This is a genomic window from Sphingomicrobium sp. XHP0239 (assembly GCF_039555325.1).
GTDB classification, from domain to species: Bacteria; Pseudomonadota; Alphaproteobacteria; order Sphingomonadales; family Sphingomonadaceae; genus Sphingomicrobium; species Sphingomicrobium maritimum.
The window spans coordinates 928549-943304 of record NZ_CP154608.1 but is presented as its reverse complement, the minus strand read 5'-3'; the positions used below and the strand labels follow the sequence as shown (position 1 = coordinate 943304).

General features: G+C 63.8%; 17 protein-coding genes. 8 read left to right on the top strand and 9 right to left on the bottom strand.

Going from position 1 to position 14756, the window contains the following annotated elements; all coding sequences use genetic code 11:
• Positions 1–8: 8 nt before the first annotated feature.
• From hflX to dusB, 5 genes are read right to left on the bottom strand one after another with little or no spacing between them, the layout of a single operon-like run.
• Positions 9–1298 (bottom strand): GTPase HflX, encoded by a 1290-nt coding sequence (gene hflX, locus WJT74_RS04780; protein ID WP_343347479.1) that lies wholly within the window; start codon positions 1296–1298, stop codon positions 9–11.
• The gene (hfq, locus tag WJT74_RS04775) at positions 1295–1717 is read right to left on the bottom strand and encodes an RNA chaperone Hfq (protein WP_343347476.1); all 423 of its coding nucleotides are present in this window, start codon (positions 1715–1717) and stop codon (positions 1295–1297) included. The genes hflX and hfq overlap by 4 nt, the downstream gene beginning before the upstream one ends.
• On the bottom strand, positions 1717–3096 hold the full coding sequence (locus WJT74_RS04770) for a sigma-54-dependent transcriptional regulator (protein WP_343347474.1): 1380 nt from the start codon (positions 3094–3096) through the stop codon (positions 1717–1719). Before WJT74_RS04770 ends, hfq begins: the two co-directional genes overlap by 1 nt.
• Positions 3096–5351, bottom strand: a complete 2256-nt coding sequence (locus WJT74_RS04765; protein WP_343347472.1) for a sensor histidine kinase NtrY-like — start codon at positions 5349–5351, stop codon at positions 3096–3098. Before WJT74_RS04765 ends, WJT74_RS04770 begins: the two co-directional genes overlap by 1 nt.
• Positions 5352–5395: 44 nt before the next feature.
• Entirely contained in the window at positions 5396–6421 is a 1026-nt protein-coding gene (gene dusB, locus WJT74_RS04760; RefSeq protein ID WP_343347470.1) for a tRNA dihydrouridine synthase DusB, read from the bottom strand.
• 62 nt (positions 6422–6483) lie between these two features.
• Between dusB and WJT74_RS04755 the strand changes: the two genes are divergently transcribed.
• Both WJT74_RS04755 and WJT74_RS04750 read left to right on the top strand, forming a co-directional pair.
• On the top strand, positions 6484–7635 hold the full coding sequence (locus WJT74_RS04755; protein ID WP_343347467.1) for a bifunctional 2-C-methyl-D-erythritol 4-phosphate cytidylyltransferase/2-C-methyl-D-erythritol 2,4-cyclodiphosphate synthase: 1152 nt from the start codon (positions 6484–6486) through the stop codon (positions 7633–7635).
• Entirely contained in the window at positions 7632–8120 is a 489-nt protein-coding gene (locus WJT74_RS04750) for a CinA family protein (RefSeq protein WP_343347466.1), read from the top strand. Before WJT74_RS04755 ends, WJT74_RS04750 begins: the two co-directional genes overlap by 4 nt.
• Here the strand turns inward: WJT74_RS04750 and WJT74_RS04745 are convergent.
• Together WJT74_RS04745 and lipA are read right to left on the bottom strand one after the other, a co-directional pair.
• Positions 8081–8542 (bottom strand): type II toxin-antitoxin system RatA family toxin, encoded by a 462-nt coding sequence (locus tag WJT74_RS04745; protein WP_343347463.1) that lies wholly within the window; start codon positions 8540–8542, stop codon positions 8081–8083. The two genes, WJT74_RS04750 and WJT74_RS04745, sit on opposite strands and share 40 nt — an antisense overlap.
• Positions 8542–9453 (bottom strand): lipoyl synthase, encoded by a 912-nt coding sequence (gene lipA, locus WJT74_RS04740; RefSeq protein ID WP_343347460.1) that lies wholly within the window; start codon positions 9451–9453, stop codon positions 8542–8544. Before lipA ends, WJT74_RS04745 begins: the two co-directional genes overlap by 1 nt.
• 71 nt (positions 9454–9524) lie before the next feature.
• Between lipA and WJT74_RS04735 the strand changes: the two genes are divergently transcribed.
• Entirely contained in the window at positions 9525–10148 is a 624-nt protein-coding gene (locus WJT74_RS04735; protein WP_343347458.1) for a carbonic anhydrase, read from the top strand.
• A gap of 6 nt (positions 10149–10154) precedes the next feature.
• Here the strand turns inward: WJT74_RS04735 and WJT74_RS04730 are convergent, their stop codons facing one another.
• Entirely contained in the window at positions 10155–10493 is a 339-nt protein-coding gene (locus WJT74_RS04730; protein ID WP_343347455.1) for a YMGG-like glycine zipper-containing protein, read from the bottom strand.
• Between the two features lie 101 nt (positions 10494–10594).
• Here WJT74_RS04730 and WJT74_RS04725 point away from each other — a divergent pair, with 101 nt between their 5' ends.
• From WJT74_RS04725 to WJT74_RS04705, 5 genes are all read left to right on the top strand, one after another.
• Positions 10595–11314, top strand: coding sequence for an NYN domain-containing protein (locus WJT74_RS04725; RefSeq protein WP_343347453.1), 720 nt, complete (start codon positions 10595–10597; stop codon positions 11312–11314).
• Positions 11315–11374: 60 nt separating this feature from the next.
• Positions 11375–11905: a pyridoxamine 5'-phosphate oxidase family protein gene (locus WJT74_RS04720; RefSeq protein ID WP_343347450.1), complete on the top strand. Its 531-nt coding sequence runs from the start codon at positions 11375–11377 to the stop codon at positions 11903–11905.
• A gap of 13 nt (positions 11906–11918) precedes the next feature.
• Complete coding sequence (locus WJT74_RS04715; RefSeq protein ID WP_343347447.1) at positions 11919–12173, top strand: hypothetical protein; 255 nt, start codon at positions 11919–11921, stop codon at positions 12171–12173.
• An 87-nt stretch (positions 12174–12260) separates the two neighbouring features.
• On the top strand, positions 12261–12839 hold the full coding sequence (locus tag WJT74_RS04710; RefSeq protein WP_343347445.1) for a pyridoxamine 5'-phosphate oxidase family protein: 579 nt from the start codon (positions 12261–12263) through the stop codon (positions 12837–12839).
• 87 nt (positions 12840–12926) lie between these two features.
• A complete protein-coding gene (locus WJT74_RS04705) occupies positions 12927–13436 on the top strand; it encodes a hypothetical protein (RefSeq protein ID WP_343347443.1) in 510 nt (169 codons plus the stop codon).
• A gap of 50 nt (positions 13437–13486) precedes the next feature.
• On the opposite strand, the gene WJT74_RS04700 is transcribed toward WJT74_RS04705, so the two are convergent.
• Complete coding sequence (locus WJT74_RS04700) at positions 13487–14692, bottom strand: sensor histidine kinase (RefSeq protein ID WP_343347441.1); 1206 nt, start codon at positions 14690–14692, stop codon at positions 13487–13489.
• Positions 14693–14756: the final 64 nt, after the last annotated feature.

The following is a 14756-nucleotide window of genomic DNA, read 5'->3' as shown; positions in this document are numbered from 1 at the left end:
ACTTCGCCTCAGAGGGCGTTGAAGCGGTCCCAGTCGAGGCTCGACAGTTCGACCGCCATATGGAGCGTTTCCCCTTCGGCTTCGCTGGACAGGACATTGCCGTTGGCGTGCAGCCAGCTGATCCGCGCGCCGTCGGAAACGGGCAGGTCGATCTCGTGCCGGGCACGGTCGGGGTCGAGCGCAGCGGCGAGAGTCCGGCGCAGATGGTCGATCCCCTCCCCGCTGACGGCGCTGATCGGAAGCGCGCCTTCGCGCTCCGCCTGCGCGAGAAGCGCGGTGCGGGTGTCGCCTTCAAGCCGATCGATCTTGTTCCAGATTTCGATCCGCGGCGGCGCATCGTCTTCCGCCAGGCCAAGGTCGGAGAGGACTTCGTCGACGTCGTTCGCCTGGGCATCGCTGTCGGGATGCGAGATGTCGCGAACGTGGAGGATGAGGTCGGCGCTCGCGACTTCCTCCAGCGTGGCGCGGAAGGCAGCCACCAGCTGTGTCGGGAGGTCGGAGACGAACCCGACGGTATCGGAAAGGATGACCTTCTCGTGGCCGGGCAGCTTCACGGAGCGCATCGTCGGGTCGAGCGTGGCGAACAAGAGGTCTTCCGCCATCACCGTAGCCTCGGTCAACCGGTTGAAGAGCGTCGATTTTCCGGCGTTGGTGTAGCCGACCAGCGCGACGACGGGCCATGGCGCGCGCTGGCGCCGATCGCGGTGGAGGCCGCGGGTCTTCTTGACCTGCTCCAGCTCCTTGCGAATACGCGCCATGCGGTCGCGAATCTGCCGGCGGTCGGCCTCGATCTGGGTCTCACCGGGGCCGCCGAGGAAGCCGAAGCCGCCGCGCTGGCGTTCGAGGTGGGTCCAGGACCGCACGAGACGGCCGGCCTGATAGTCGAGATGGGCGAGCTCGACCTGCATCCGCCCTTCTGCGGTGGCGGCCCGTTCGCCGAAGATTTCGAGGATCAGTCCGGTGCGGTCGATCACCTTGGTCTTTGTGCGTTCCTCGAGCTTCTTCTGCTGAACGGGAGAAAGCGAATGATCGACGATCAGAAGTTTGGCATCGGCGGCGGCGGTCGCGGCGGCAATTTCATCCGTCTGACCGCCGCCGAACAGCGTGGCGGGACGGACCTTGCGCACGTTGAAGGACAGTGTGTCGGCGATGTCGATGCCGATGGCGTTCGCCAGTCCCTCGGCTTCGTCGGCACGGGCCTCGGCATCGCGGCTCTGCGGATGTCCGGCAACGACGGGCACGGCAAGAACGGCGCGCTGGCCCCCTGCCCCGTTGTCCTCGCGGTCGAAGACGCTCACGAGGCGTCCGACACGGTCGAGAGGGCGTGTTTGAAGACCAGCTGGCGCCCGTCCTCGCTGGAAAGGAGGAGGCAGTAGATGTCGTGCGCGACGAGGTCACCTTTCAACGAGACACCATTGACGAGATAGAGCGCCACGCGCTGACCGTGCCGGCGGCCGAGGAATTCGTCCTGACGGTCGCCGCGGCGAGCGGAGGGAATGATATCGGGCTGATGCGCCTGAGCGATGAGGATCGTCGAAACGGCTTGTTTGTAAACAAGTTGTTCGGTCTCGTTGCGACGCAGCGTGAAGCTGTAGGCATCGAAGCCGCTGATCTGCCCCTGCAGGCGGACCCCCTTCACGAGAAAGACGCTGACAGGGGTGCCGCCGCGGCGGGCGCCGTTCAGGAACTGGTCCTGAAGATCGGGGACAGAGGCCATCAGCTCTTGTCGCGCTTTTCGGTGATGCCGAGTGCCTTCAGTTTCCGGTGCAAGGCCGAACGCTCCATGCCGATGAATGCGGCGGTGCGCGAGATATTGCCCGAAAAGCGGCGGATCTGGACGCGTAGATATTCCCGCTCGAAATTCTCGCGCGCTTCTCGCAGCGGCGATCCCATCATCGCGACGGTCGATGTGGCACCATTGCCCGATCCCTGCGCCTCGGTCACCTCCGGTGGCAGCAGATCGACCTCGATGCAGTCGGCGCGGTCGCCGGGGGTGAGGATCATGGTGCGTTCGATGATGTTGCGCAGTTGGCGCACGTTGCCCGGCCAGTCGTGCGCCTGGAGCGTGGCCATCGCCTCGTCCGACACACGCGGGGGACGGATGCGGCGCTCGGCGGCGAAGCGGGCAAGGAAATGCTCGGCAAGCACCAGAATGTCTTCGCGCCGCTCGTTGAGCGGCGGAATGTCGACGGGGACGACGTTGAGCCGATAGAAAAGGTCCTCGCGAAAACGGCCCTCCTCGATCTCCTCCTTGAGGTCGCGCGACGTGGCGGACAGGACGCGCACGTCGACCTTGACGGGACGATCGCCGCCGACGCGGGTGAAGCTCTGATCGGTCAGGACGCGCAGGATCTTTGCCTGCGTATTGGCGGGCATGTCGGCGATCTCGTCGAGGAACAGCGTGCCGCCATGGGCCTGTTCGAGAAAGCCCGGGCGCGCGGCGCCGTTTTCCTCGACGCCGAACAGTTCCTCTTCGACCCGCTCGGGTGCCATCATCGCGCTCGAGACGGTGATGAACGGCCCGCGCGATCGGGGCGACCAGCCGTGGATCATGCGCGCGGCGATTTCCTTGCCCACGCCCGCCGGGCCGGTGATGAGCACGCGGCTGCCGGTCGGGGCGACGCGCTTGAGGGTCGCGCGGACGCCGTTGATCGAGCTCGACGTGCCTTCAAGCTGTTCCTCGCGCAGCTGCTGACGCTTGAGATGTTCGTTCTCGCGGCGGAGACGGTCGGTTTCGGTCGCGCGCTCGACGAGATGGAGAAGTTTCGACGCCTCGAAGGGCTTTTCGATGAAATCGACCGCACCGGCCGCGACGGCGGCCACCGCGGTGTCGAGATTTCCGTGGCCCGAGATCATCAGGACGGGAATCGAGGGATCGCGCTTCTTTACCTCTTCGAGCAGCTGGAGACCGTCGAGCTTGGACCCTTGGAGCCAGACGTCGAGCAGCGCGAGATGCGGCCGACGCTGCCCGATTTCCTCGAGTGCGGCCTCGCTGGAAGCGGCAGTGCGGACCTCGTAGCCCTCGTCTTCGAGCACCCCGGCGACGAGGTCGCGGATGTCGGCTTCGTCATCGACTACCAGTATCTCAAGCGCCATCAGGCATCGTCCTCGTCATATTCATGGTCCTCGCCGGCCCTCACCAGCGGAGCGGCGGGTTCTCCCGACGCGCGTTCCTCCAGCTTGGCGGCGTCGAAGCGGATGCGGACCTGCGTGCCCCCTCCCGCGCGGTCTAGGAAGGCGATCTGTCCTTCATGCTCCTCGACAATCTTCTTCACGATGGCGAGCCCCAGTCCCGTGCCACGAACCCGCGTCGTCATATAAGGCTCGGTAAGCCGTTCGCGTTCCGCCGGAAGTCCGATCCCGGTATCATCAAGATCGATGATGACCTCTCCATTCTCGCGCGCGACGGAGAGAAGGATACGGTCGCCGTCGGAATGATCGCCGCCCGCCTTGCGTCGCGCCTCGATCGCCTCGACCGCATTCTTCACGATGTTGGTGAGCGCCTGCGCCAGTTGGCGCCGGTCGGCGACCATTCGGATCTCGCCGTGCGGCGGATCGATCGAGAAATGGATGCCGGGATGCGCCACTTCGTGCAGGAACAGCGCGGCGCGGGCGATGTCGTGGATATTCTCGTCGCGAAAAACCGGCTTGGGCATACGCGCGAAATTGGAGAATTCGTCGACCATGCGGCGAAGGTCGCCGACCTGACGGACGATCGTGTCGGTGAGACGCGCGAAGATCTCGTCGTCCGCCGGGACGGTGTCGCCGTAGCGGCGCTGCAACCGTTCGGCGGCAAGCTGGATAGGAGTGAGCGGGTTCTTGATCTCGTGCGCGATGCGACGCGCGATGTCGGACCAGGCGGCGCGGCGCTGATCGGACAGCTGATCGGTGACGTCGTCGAAGGTGATGACGGTCCCTTCTTCGTACCGGACCCGCTTGACCGCGAGAATGCGCGAACCGCCCTCGGTCGCGAGTTCGACGCTGGCCTCGGCAGCGGTGCCGCGCATGATCTCGTCAAGTTCGGTCGACAGGTCGGCGAGACGCTTGTCGACCAGATCCTCTTCGGCATCGCCGAGGAGCATGGCCGCAGAGCGGTTGATGAGCTGGATCCGATGGTCGTCGTTGACCGCGATGACGCCGGCAGTGACCGACCCCAGCACCGCCTCGATGAAGGCGCGGCGGAGGTCGGACAGTTCGTTGGCGTCGAGCAGGGCGCCCGTCTGCTCCTCGATCCGCGAGGTCATCTGGTTGAAGGCGGTCGCGAGGGTGGAGATTTCGTCGAGACTGGGCTGGGGCGGGACGCGTGCGGTGAAGTCCCCCTGCCCCACCCGCCCGGCGGCGGCGACGAGTTGCCCCACGGGGCGTCCGATACGGTCCGCCAGGGTCAAAGCGGCGAAGATGGCGAGCGCGACGATCAGGATGGCGCCGAAGAAGAGCGCGAGCGTGAACTGCAACTGGTTCTCGATCGATTGTTCGATCGTCTCGTCGTAGGTCGTGTCGATATTCTCCGCCCGGTTGATGTTGGCGGTCAGCTCCTCGCCGATATTGCGGGCGGCGTAGGTGTAGCCGTTGTCGACATTGGGCAAATCGGCGAGGAAGGCGATCCGTCCCGGCACCTCGAGTGAGACCGGGGTCTCGGGATCCAGCTTATTTCGCGCGTCGAGCAACTGCGCGCGATCAATCGGGAGCTCGGTAAGGTTCACGGCGGAAAGGACTTCGATCTCGTCTCCGTCGATCCGCAAAATCGCGGATTCCCAAAGTTCGCGCGCGTAGGTCTGATCGACGAGAAGCTGGTTGAATTCCGGTCCGCGCGGATCGGTTTCGGGGAGGACGGCCACGAGGTCGCCGCCCATCAGCGCGGTTTCCGTGGCGACGTCAAACGCTTCGGTATCGAAGGTGGTCTTGGCGATTTCTACCGAATCGCGAAGCATGGTCTCGACCGGCTCCGACGCCCAGAATTCGAGGCTGGACTGAACCAGCAGCGAGGCGAAGATCGCGACGGCCACGGTCGGCACCGCCGCAATGATCGAGAAGAGCGCGACGAGGCGCATGTGTAGCTGTCCCTCGCCCGCACCCTGCTTCACGCCGCGACGCCGGGCGATCAGGCGGGAGAGAAGGACGAGCAGGATGATCGCGGGAATGAGATTGCCGACCATCAGCAGCGCGATCATCGGTGGGCTCAAAAGCTGCGGCGAGCCATGATCGTGAAGCAGCAAGTCCGCCGAATAGGCCATCGTCGCAATCAGGACGATCGCCGCGACCAGCGTCGCGATGCGCATGCGCGGGCTCGGGGTCACGCGCGGTGCGGGTGCGGGCTCTTCCAAGCGAGAATCACGGGTCGTTGCGTCCATGCATCTCCCGCCTAGCACGGAAGCGTTGCATGAAAAACACAGTTTTAGGCGGCGTCGCGAACGGGGGTTTCGGCGCTGGCACTGCCGTCGATGAACGGCGCGTAAAAGTCGCGCAGAAGGGTCTTCACGACCGCGGGGTCTTCCTGGCTGTTGACGCCGTGGCGGAACTCGGCCGAGCCATGGAGACCCTTGGTGTACCAGCCGATGTGCTTGCGCGCGCAGGCGACCCCGACCCGGGCACCGTAGAGGTCAAGCATGGCCTCATACTGTTCGAGAATAGTGTCGAGCTGCGTCTGCATGTCGGGGTCCGGGACGGTCTGGCCATGCATGAGATCGGCCATGACCTGCCCCAGCAGCCAGGGTTTGCCGTAGGCACCGCGACCGATCATGACGCCGTCGGCGTTCGACTGGTCGAGCGCGTCATGGGCATCCTCGATCGAATTAATGTCGCCGTTGACGATGACCGGCAGCGACGTCGCTGCCTTTACGTTCGCGATATAGGACCAATCCGCGCTGCCCTTGTACATCTGGCACCGGGTGCGGCCGTGGACGGTGATGAGACGGACACCGAGATCCTCGGCGATGCGCGCCAGTTCTGGGGCGTTGAGGCTGGAATGGTCCCAGCCCATGCGCATCTTGAGCGTGACGGGAACATCGACCGCCTTGACCGTCGCCTCGATCAGCCGCGCGGCGAGGGGAAGGTCGCGCATCAGCGAGCTTCCGGCATAGCCGTTGACGACTTTCTTCACGGGGCAGCCCATGTTGATGTCGATTATCGCGGCACCACGCTGTTCGTTGAGCTTGGCGGCTTCGGCCATCCGCTCGGGCTCGCAGCCCGCTAGCTGGAGCGAGACGGGTTCTTCGCTGGGGTCCCACGTGGCCTTTTGAAGGCTCTGGCGAGTCTCGCGGATCATCGCTTCGGACGCGATCATCTCGCTGACCGTCAGGCCGCAGCCGAAGCGCTTGACGAGCTTTCGGAACGGCACGTCGGTCACGCCCGTCATCGGCGCGAGGATGACGGGTTCGGCGATCTGAATCGGACCGATGGAAATAGGCTGAAGGCGGCTCATGGTGGCGCGCCGATAGCGCAAAAAGCCTTCACAGGCAAAACTTTGCGCGGCATGGCGGCGACATGGGCATCACCGCACTGATCGTCGCCGCCGGGTCCGGCACGCGCATGGGCGCGGACGTGCCGAAGCAATATGCGATACTGGCCGACAAGGCGGTGCTGTCGCACGCGGTCGACGCCCTCCTCCCCCACCCTGCGATCGACGCGGTGCGCGTCGTGATCGGCCCGGGGCAGGAGACGATGGCGCTCAGCGCACTCGGGAATCGTGACGTGGGCCCCTTGATCGAAGGCGGAGCGATGCGAACCGACAGTGTGCGCGCGGGTCTTGCAGCGGTGGAAAGCGAGTGGGTTCTCGTTCATGATGCCGCGCGACCCTTCTGTCCTGCCGGGGTCGTGGATCGACTGGTAGAGGCGCTCCGCACGAACGACGCTGTGGTTCCGGTCCTCAATGTTTCCGATACCGTCGCGCGTCGCGGCGACAATGGCGACCTCAAGCGAGGTGAGGATCGGGAGGGGTTGGTGCGGGTCCAGACACCGCAGGCCTTCCGTTTAGCGACACTGATTGAAATGATGGAGCGGCAGGACGATCACGCCTCTTCCCCGACTGACGAGGCGAGCCTGTTTCTCACCGCGGGGCATAGGGTGGCGACGGTGGCGGGCGATCCGCTGCTCGACAAATTGACGGTGCCTGCCGACTGGCGCCGCGCCGCAACACGAATGGAGACGGACATGATATCGCGCACCGGCATGGGATATGACGTCCACGCCTTTGCGGGCGACGGGCCGATCATGATGGGCGGGATCGAGATCGCGCACGATCGGGGACTGGCCGGTCATTCGGATGCGGACGTGCTTCTTCATGCGATTACCGATGCCCTGCTAGGCGCGGCGGGAATGGACGATATCGGCGAGCATTTTCCGCCGAGCGATCCGCAGTGGAAGGGGGCGGCGTCCGACCAGTTTCTCGCCCATGCGGCGCAGCTTGTCCGGTCGGCAGGCGGCATCATCGATCATGTCGATGCAACCGTGATCTGCGAGGCGCCCAAGATCGGACCGCACCGCGAGGCGATGCGCGAACGGATTGCGGAGATTCTCGATCTGGCGATGGGTGCGGTGAGCGTGAAGGCGACGACCACCGAGAAGCTTGGCTTCACGGGCCGGCGCGAGGGTATCGCCTGCCAGGCAATCGCGACGATCCGCATGGCCGCTGCGTGAGCAACCTCCCGTCCGATCTGCTCGAACGGGCACGAGGAGTTCTCGACACCTGCCGCGACGCGGGCGAGCGTCTGGCGTTCGCCGAGAGTTGCACGGGCGGGTTGGTGTCCGCCGCGATGACTGCGCTGCCGGGGTCTTCGGATGTCTTCGTCGCCGGCTACGTCACTTATTCGAACGAAGCGAAGATGCGGATGCTGGGGGTGGACCCGGTGCTGTTCGAAACCGCCGGGGCGGTGAGCGAAGACGTGGCGATCGCGATGGCGGAGGGGGCGCTCGTCCGTTCGGGCGCCGATCGGGCAGTGGCGATCACCGGCGTTGCGGGGCCGAGCGGTGGTTCGGTGGACAAGCCGGTCGGAACGGTGTGGTTCGCGATCGCGACGGACGGCGGGGCGAACGCGCGGCTCGAGCAGTTCAGCCCGACCGCCGACCGCGCGACGATCCAGCGTCAGGCGGCGCTGGCGGCCTTGGCACTGTCGTTGCCGTAGAGTTGATCGGCACGCTCGATGAAGGCGTCGGTCATGCGGCGCAGCGCTCGATCGAACATTTGACCCGCGACGCTTTCGAAGATCCGGTTCTTGAAGGCGAAATCCACGCAGAAGTTGAGGTGCGTTCCGCCCTCTCCGTCGGGTTCGAATCGCCACTCGTTGTGGAGAAACTTCAGTGGCCCCTCGATGTAATCGACCGCGATGTGATCGGGGCGATTCTTGGTCACCTTGCTGGTGAAACGTTCCTTGAACGCCTTAAAGCCGACGACCATGTCCGCGACCATCTCGGTGTCGCTCGACGAGCGCACGCGGATCGCGCTGACCCACGGCAGGAACTGGGGATAGCTCGGAACATCGGCGACGAGGTCGAACAATTGTTCGGGGCTATAGGGAAGATAGCGCGTCTCGCTGTGGCGAGGCATCAGGCAGAAGCTCCTGCCCGCGCCAGCTTCTTCTCGCGATTGGCGCGCATTTCGGCGAAATCGTCGCCCGCATGATAGCTCGAACGCGTGAGCGGACTTGCCGCGACCATCAGGAAGCCCTTGGCGCGCGCGATCGAGGCATAGGCATCGAACGTCTTGGGGGGCACGAATTCCTCGACGTTCGCATGCTTCGGCGTTGGTTGGAGATACTGGCCCATCGTCAGGAAATCGACGTCGGCCGAGCGCATGTCGTCCATCACCTGGTGAACCTCGAGCCGTTGTTCACCGAGGCCCAGCATCACGCCCGATTTGGTGAAGATCGACGGGTCGTGGCTCTTCACCCGCTCCAGTAGCCGCAGTGACGCGTAGTAGCGGGCACCGGGGCGGATCGTCGGATAGAGCCGCGGCACCGTTTCGAGGTTGTGGTTGAAGACATCGGGACGCGCGGCCACGATCTTCTCGATCGCCTGTTCATGCTTGCCGCGAAAATCGGGAGTGAGAATCTCGATGGTCGTGTCGGGCGTCTCGCGGCGCAGGGCCTGAATAACCTTAACGAACTGGTCGGCGCCGCCGTCGGGCAGGTCGTCGCGATCGACGCTGGTGATGACGATATGCTTCAGACCCATCTTCCCCGCGGCAATCGCGACATTGTCGGGCTCCAGCGGATTTACCGGCATCGGCATGCCCGTCTTCACGTTGCAGAAGGCGCAGGCGCGGGTGCAGGTGTCGCCGAGGATCATCACCGTGGCGTGCTTTTTGGTCCAGCATTCGCCGATGTTGGGACAGGCCGCTTCCTCGCAAACGGTCGCGAGACCCAATTCGCGCATGAGTTTTCGGGTCTCGTTATAGCCTTCGCTGACGGGGGCCTTCACTCGGATCCAGTCGGGCTTGCGCTTACGTTCGGGGGTCATCGGCGTGTTCATGGGGCCGAGATAGCGATGGGGCTTGCCTATGTGAAGGCCGTGGGAGTAGCGAGCGGCGTATGAACGCTTTTACGACACTGCTCGACGGTTATTACCGTTTTCGCCGCCAGGACTATCAGCGCCAGCGTGAACGCTGGTCCGAACTCGCCGACGGGCAGTCGCCCCCGGTGATGATCGTCAGCTGTTGCGACAGCCGTGTCGATCCGGGCGCGATCTTCGACATCGGACCGGGCGACGCCTTCGTGGTGCGCAATGTCGCGAACCTGGTGCCGCCGTACGATCAGGGCCCGGGGCTTCATGGCGTTGCCTCGGCGATCGAGTTCGGCGTGCTCGGTCTAGGCGTTCGTCATATCGTGATCATGGGTCACGCGAGTTGTGGCGGGATCGGTGCCGCGCTGTCCGGCGCGGACCTCGGTCAGCCGGGGCGCAGTTTCGTCGACGACTGGATCGGACTGATCAAGGAACCGCGCGACGCTGTGGTCGCGGACGAGACGATCGAGGACAAGCAACTGGGACTGGAACAGGCGGCGATCCGCCACAGCCTAACAAACTTGCGTTCCTATCCCTACGTCGCCGAACGAGAAGCAGCCGCGAAGCTTTCGCTCCACGGCTGCCACTTCGGGATCGCGAAAGGTCGTCTTACCGTCCTCGACGAGGAAAGCGGCGATTTTCGCGAAGAATAGACGCGACTAGCAGTCGGTGTCGTAGTCGTAGACGGGATTGCCGTTCCCATCGACGTAATAGCAGTAGCCGCGCGTATCGCGGTAATACTGACGGCCCTTGATGACCGCACCGATCACCGCACCGCCGGCAGCGCCGACAGCGGCGCCTTCGACAACCGACACACCGTCGACCACGGCGCCTGCGACGGCACCGGCAGCCGCGCCGATGGCGGCACCGCGCAGCGCACGGTCGCGCTGATCATTGTCGGCGCGGGCATAGGGGTCGTTGTAGCCATAGGGGTCGTTGGTGGCGCAACCGGTCACCATGAGGCCGGCAGCCATCGCGGGAATGAGAATCTTCTTCATTGGTGGGTCTCCTTGGACGAATACTTCAGGAATGACGCGGCGGCACGGGGTTTCGTTCCGCCGCCGAGACGCTATGTGAGACGGATGGGAGTGAACGAACGATGAGCAGGCGAAACGATCGCGGCGACGAAGAGCTGAATATCGCGCTTCTGATCGATGCCGATAACGCCAGTCCTGACCATCTGGACGAGGTGCTGACGGTGCTGGCCGAATGGGGCGAGATCAATATCCGCCGTGTCTACGGCAACTGGCGCAAGAACAGCCTTCGCGGCTGGGCGGATCTGACCGGGCGGCACAGCCTGGTACCGGTTCAGCAGTTCGATATCGTCAAGGGCAAGTCGGCGACCGACATGAAGATGGTGATCGAAGCGATGGACCTGCTCCATCGCGGCACCATTGGTGCGTTCGGTATCATGTCCTCGGACAGCGATTTCCTACCGCTCGCTCAGCGGATCCGCGAGGGGGGAATCCCCTGCTACGGCTTCGGGACGCAGAAGGCGCCGACCAGCTTCCAGCAGGGTTGTACGCGTTTCTACGATACGGCCAAGCTGGCGAAGGAAAATGGCGAGGATGAAGCGCCGCTCGACCAACGCGTCGACCAGGACCTCCTCGACATCCTCGGTAATGCCTACAAGCAGTCCAAGCGCGATGAGGAAGGCTTCACTCCGCTGTCCGAACTGGGCCAGCGGGCCAAGGCCGTCTCGTCCTTCGCGGTACGCAACTACGGTTATACACGCCTGTCCGATCTGATCCGCGACCTCGACAATTTCGACGTCAAGAAGGGTTCCGACGGGCGGCTGGTCGTGAAACGGCTGCGGTAGGACGACGGAACGGCCCCCTCTCCTCTTTCGTTGGGAAACCAAGGAAAAAGGAGATTTTGCATGTTCTTCAAGAACGACACGGAAAACCCCGCCGAAACGAAGGCGCGGCTCGAAAAGAAACTGTGGAAGGCATTGGACGGGAACAGCCCGTTCGTCATGCTGGGTTTGCAGGGCGTCGAGGACAGCCGGACGCGTCCGATGACCGTCCAGATCGATGGCGAGGAAAGCAATCGGACCATCTATTTCTTCGCCGACAAGCGCGAGAGCCTCTATACCGACATTCAGCGCAGCAAGGGCGCGATCGCGTCCTTCCAGTCGAAGGGCCACGACGTGTTCGCGCACATTCACGGAACGCTGGTGGTCGACAACGACCGCGCCGTGATCGACCGGCTGTGGAACGCGATGATCGCCCCCTGGTTCGACGGTGACAAGAACAACCCCAATCTGGTGCTGCTGCGCTTCGACACGACCGAGGCGAACGTTTGGGAAAACGAAGGTGCCGAACATCTTCTCCAGGCAGCCATCCATTTCGTGACCGGCGACAGCGAAAAGCCCGAATATTCCGACAATCGCGCCGACGTGCAGCTTTAGAAAAGGACGAACGATGAGCAAGGATCTCAACCGCAGGGCCGAGACGGCCAAACAGAACGACGACAGCGAGATGCTGGAACGCAGCCTCGAAACTCCGAGCTTTCAGAGCCGGAGCGGTGGCGACATCCAGACCGATGTCGGCACCCAAGCGAGCGAAGAGCGGGTTCGCGACCCCGAAGCCAGCGAAGGCGTCAACAAGAAAGACGATATCGCGCACGGCCAACGAACGCCGGTTCCGCCGCTTCCGGGTGGACGTGGCAACAGCTGAGCCAGCGCCAACCATCGGAAAAGGAACAAGGGGTCGGCCGTCGGGTCGGCCCTTTTTCTTTCCGAGCGCGCGGCCTAGGGCGGGCGGATGGAGATCGCTTCCCTCGACGACGTCATTGCCGATATTGCTGCGCGACTGACCGATGCGGCCCAGAACCGAAGGAGCCCGATGCACGTGCCTGCGGTGGCCAGCGCGAATGCGGAGGTCCGTACCATGGTGCTCCGCGATTTCGATGCGGAGGCGATGACGCTTCGCTTCCATAGCGACGTGCGGAGCCCGAAGATTGCGGCTTTCGAGGCCGATCCGCGAGCGGGGGTCCTGCTCTACGACAAGGACGCCAAGGTGCAGCTACGGGTGCGCGGGACTGCGCGCATCGAACGCGACGGGCCCACGGCCGCGGCGTCGTGGGCGACGGGAAACAATTTCGCACGGCGCTGCTATCTCGCCCCCGTGCCGCCGGGGACAGAAGTGGACGGCCCCTCCCCCAACCTGCCTGAAGACGTGCGCGACGAACAACCGAGCGACGAGCGCCTGGAAGCCGAAGCGAGAGAGAATTTTTGCGTGCTGATCGTCGACATCGCCGAGGTCGACTGGCTGTATCTCGCCCATGATGGACATCGGCGCGCGGTGTGGGACGGAACGGACGCGCGCTGGCTTGCCGTGTGATGCGCTCTCCGATCCCTTGACGCGCCAAAATAGATACCCATCTGGTGTATTGCTGTCGTAGGACAGGGCAACAGATGGAGGTATGGCATGGGTAGGTATGGCAAGGACGATCCGTTCCGGGCATTTCGCGAAGCGGCGATGATGGCACGCGACGAGTTCGTGCGGGCGATGGGTGAGCAAATCGCCGAAAATCGGGCACGCGCGTGGGAAGCGCATCGCGAGGCGAAGGATTGCGCTGCCGGAATGCGCGACCATGGGCGCGACGAAGCACGCGAATTTTCCGACGATGTTCGCAATGATGCGCAAGTGCGTGCACAGAGAGCGGCGCATCGCGCGGCTCAGGCCGCCGCACGAGCGCAGCGCGTGGCCGAGCGTCTGGAACGACGCATGGAGCGGGCACGGATGCGGGTCGAGACCCTTGCCGAGGAAGCGCGAATGGCGGCAGAGGAAGCCGCTGACGCAGCGGCCGCGCAAGACGACGTGGACCTGACGCTGGGGGACGACGCGGAAATCGATCGCGACCATTCACAAGCCGACGATGACGCGGAGGGCGGGAAATCCTCCCCGAACAGGAAGCCGCGGCGCAAGAAGGAATAGCCCTGCTATCGCGCGGTTCTTGACGGATCATAGAGCCGGCGGCGTTAGGTCTAGGCGGATTGCTCCGCGACGGTGGCCGAAGTTCGATCTCCGATCGGCACTTCGAGCACGACACGGGTGCCGGGACTGTTATCCTCGAACCGGATATCGGCTTTCAGCTGGCGGACGAGCGCCGAGATCAACCGCATGCCAAGGCTTCCGTGGTGCGAGCCCTCGAGGGTGAAATCTTCTGGCATGCCTCGACCATGGTCACAGATGATGACGCGGTAGAGGGTTTTTTCGTCGAATGCCTCGATGTAAACGGTGCCTTCGCCAACTGGATAGGCGTATTTGATCGCATTGGTGACGAGCTCGTTGACGATGATTCCGATCGGGATCGCGATTTCGGCGGGCACGGTGATATTGGGCAGATTGCTGGCCTCGCAGCTCACCCTGCCTTCCTCCTCGAGGTTCTCGCTAACCTTGCAGATCATCTCGCCGATCTCGACCGAGCCGAGCTTATCGCTCTGCCACAAAAGGTCGTGAGCGTTGGCGATCGTGCCGATGCGATCCTGCGCCTTCTTGAGCGCCCGCGCGGTATTCGCGTCGGCGCCGTTCGACTGCAGCTGAAGCATGGAAGTGATAAGCGCGAGGCTGTTCTTCACCCGGTGCGAAGCTTCCCGGTTGAGCATCGTCTGATAGCGTGCTTCCTGGGTCAGGCGCTCCTCTTTCTCCTGACGCCCGATGGCTACCCCCACGAGGTCCGCCAGCGCCTGCATGAAGGCAAGATCGTCCTTGGAAAACTGGCCGTCATGCTTGCTGTCGACTTCGAGGACGCCCCACTTGCGATCCTTCACCTTGATGAGGATGTTGATCGCGCGTTCGATGCCGTGGTCGGACATGAATTTGGGGGTCCGGAACCGATCCTCTTCCGAAAGGTGGTTTGAGATCACCGAGGAGTCGTGATTGAAGGCATAGCCAGCCGGGCTTGCATCATCGTGAAGCAGGGTCATGTGACCCACGACGCCATCGTCCCAACCTACCCCGGCGACCAGGAGGAGATCGCCGGTCTTCTCACGGTAGCGCAGCAGTTTGGAAAAGCGGGAACGCATCCCCTTCGACGCGAACTCGGCAGCGCAATCGAGGATTTCTTCGATGCTCGTCGACCGAAGGGCCGCGGTGCCGAACTCGGCGAGGAAGCGCTGCTGCTCCAGCCGGTAATGGATTTGGTCGGACTCGTGGTCCTGCGTGCCCGCGGGCTGTTCGATCTCAGCCAAAATGTCCCCCTACCCATCGGCAATTCGGCGAACGCCGCGTCACCCTGTCACCCGATTCATTGGT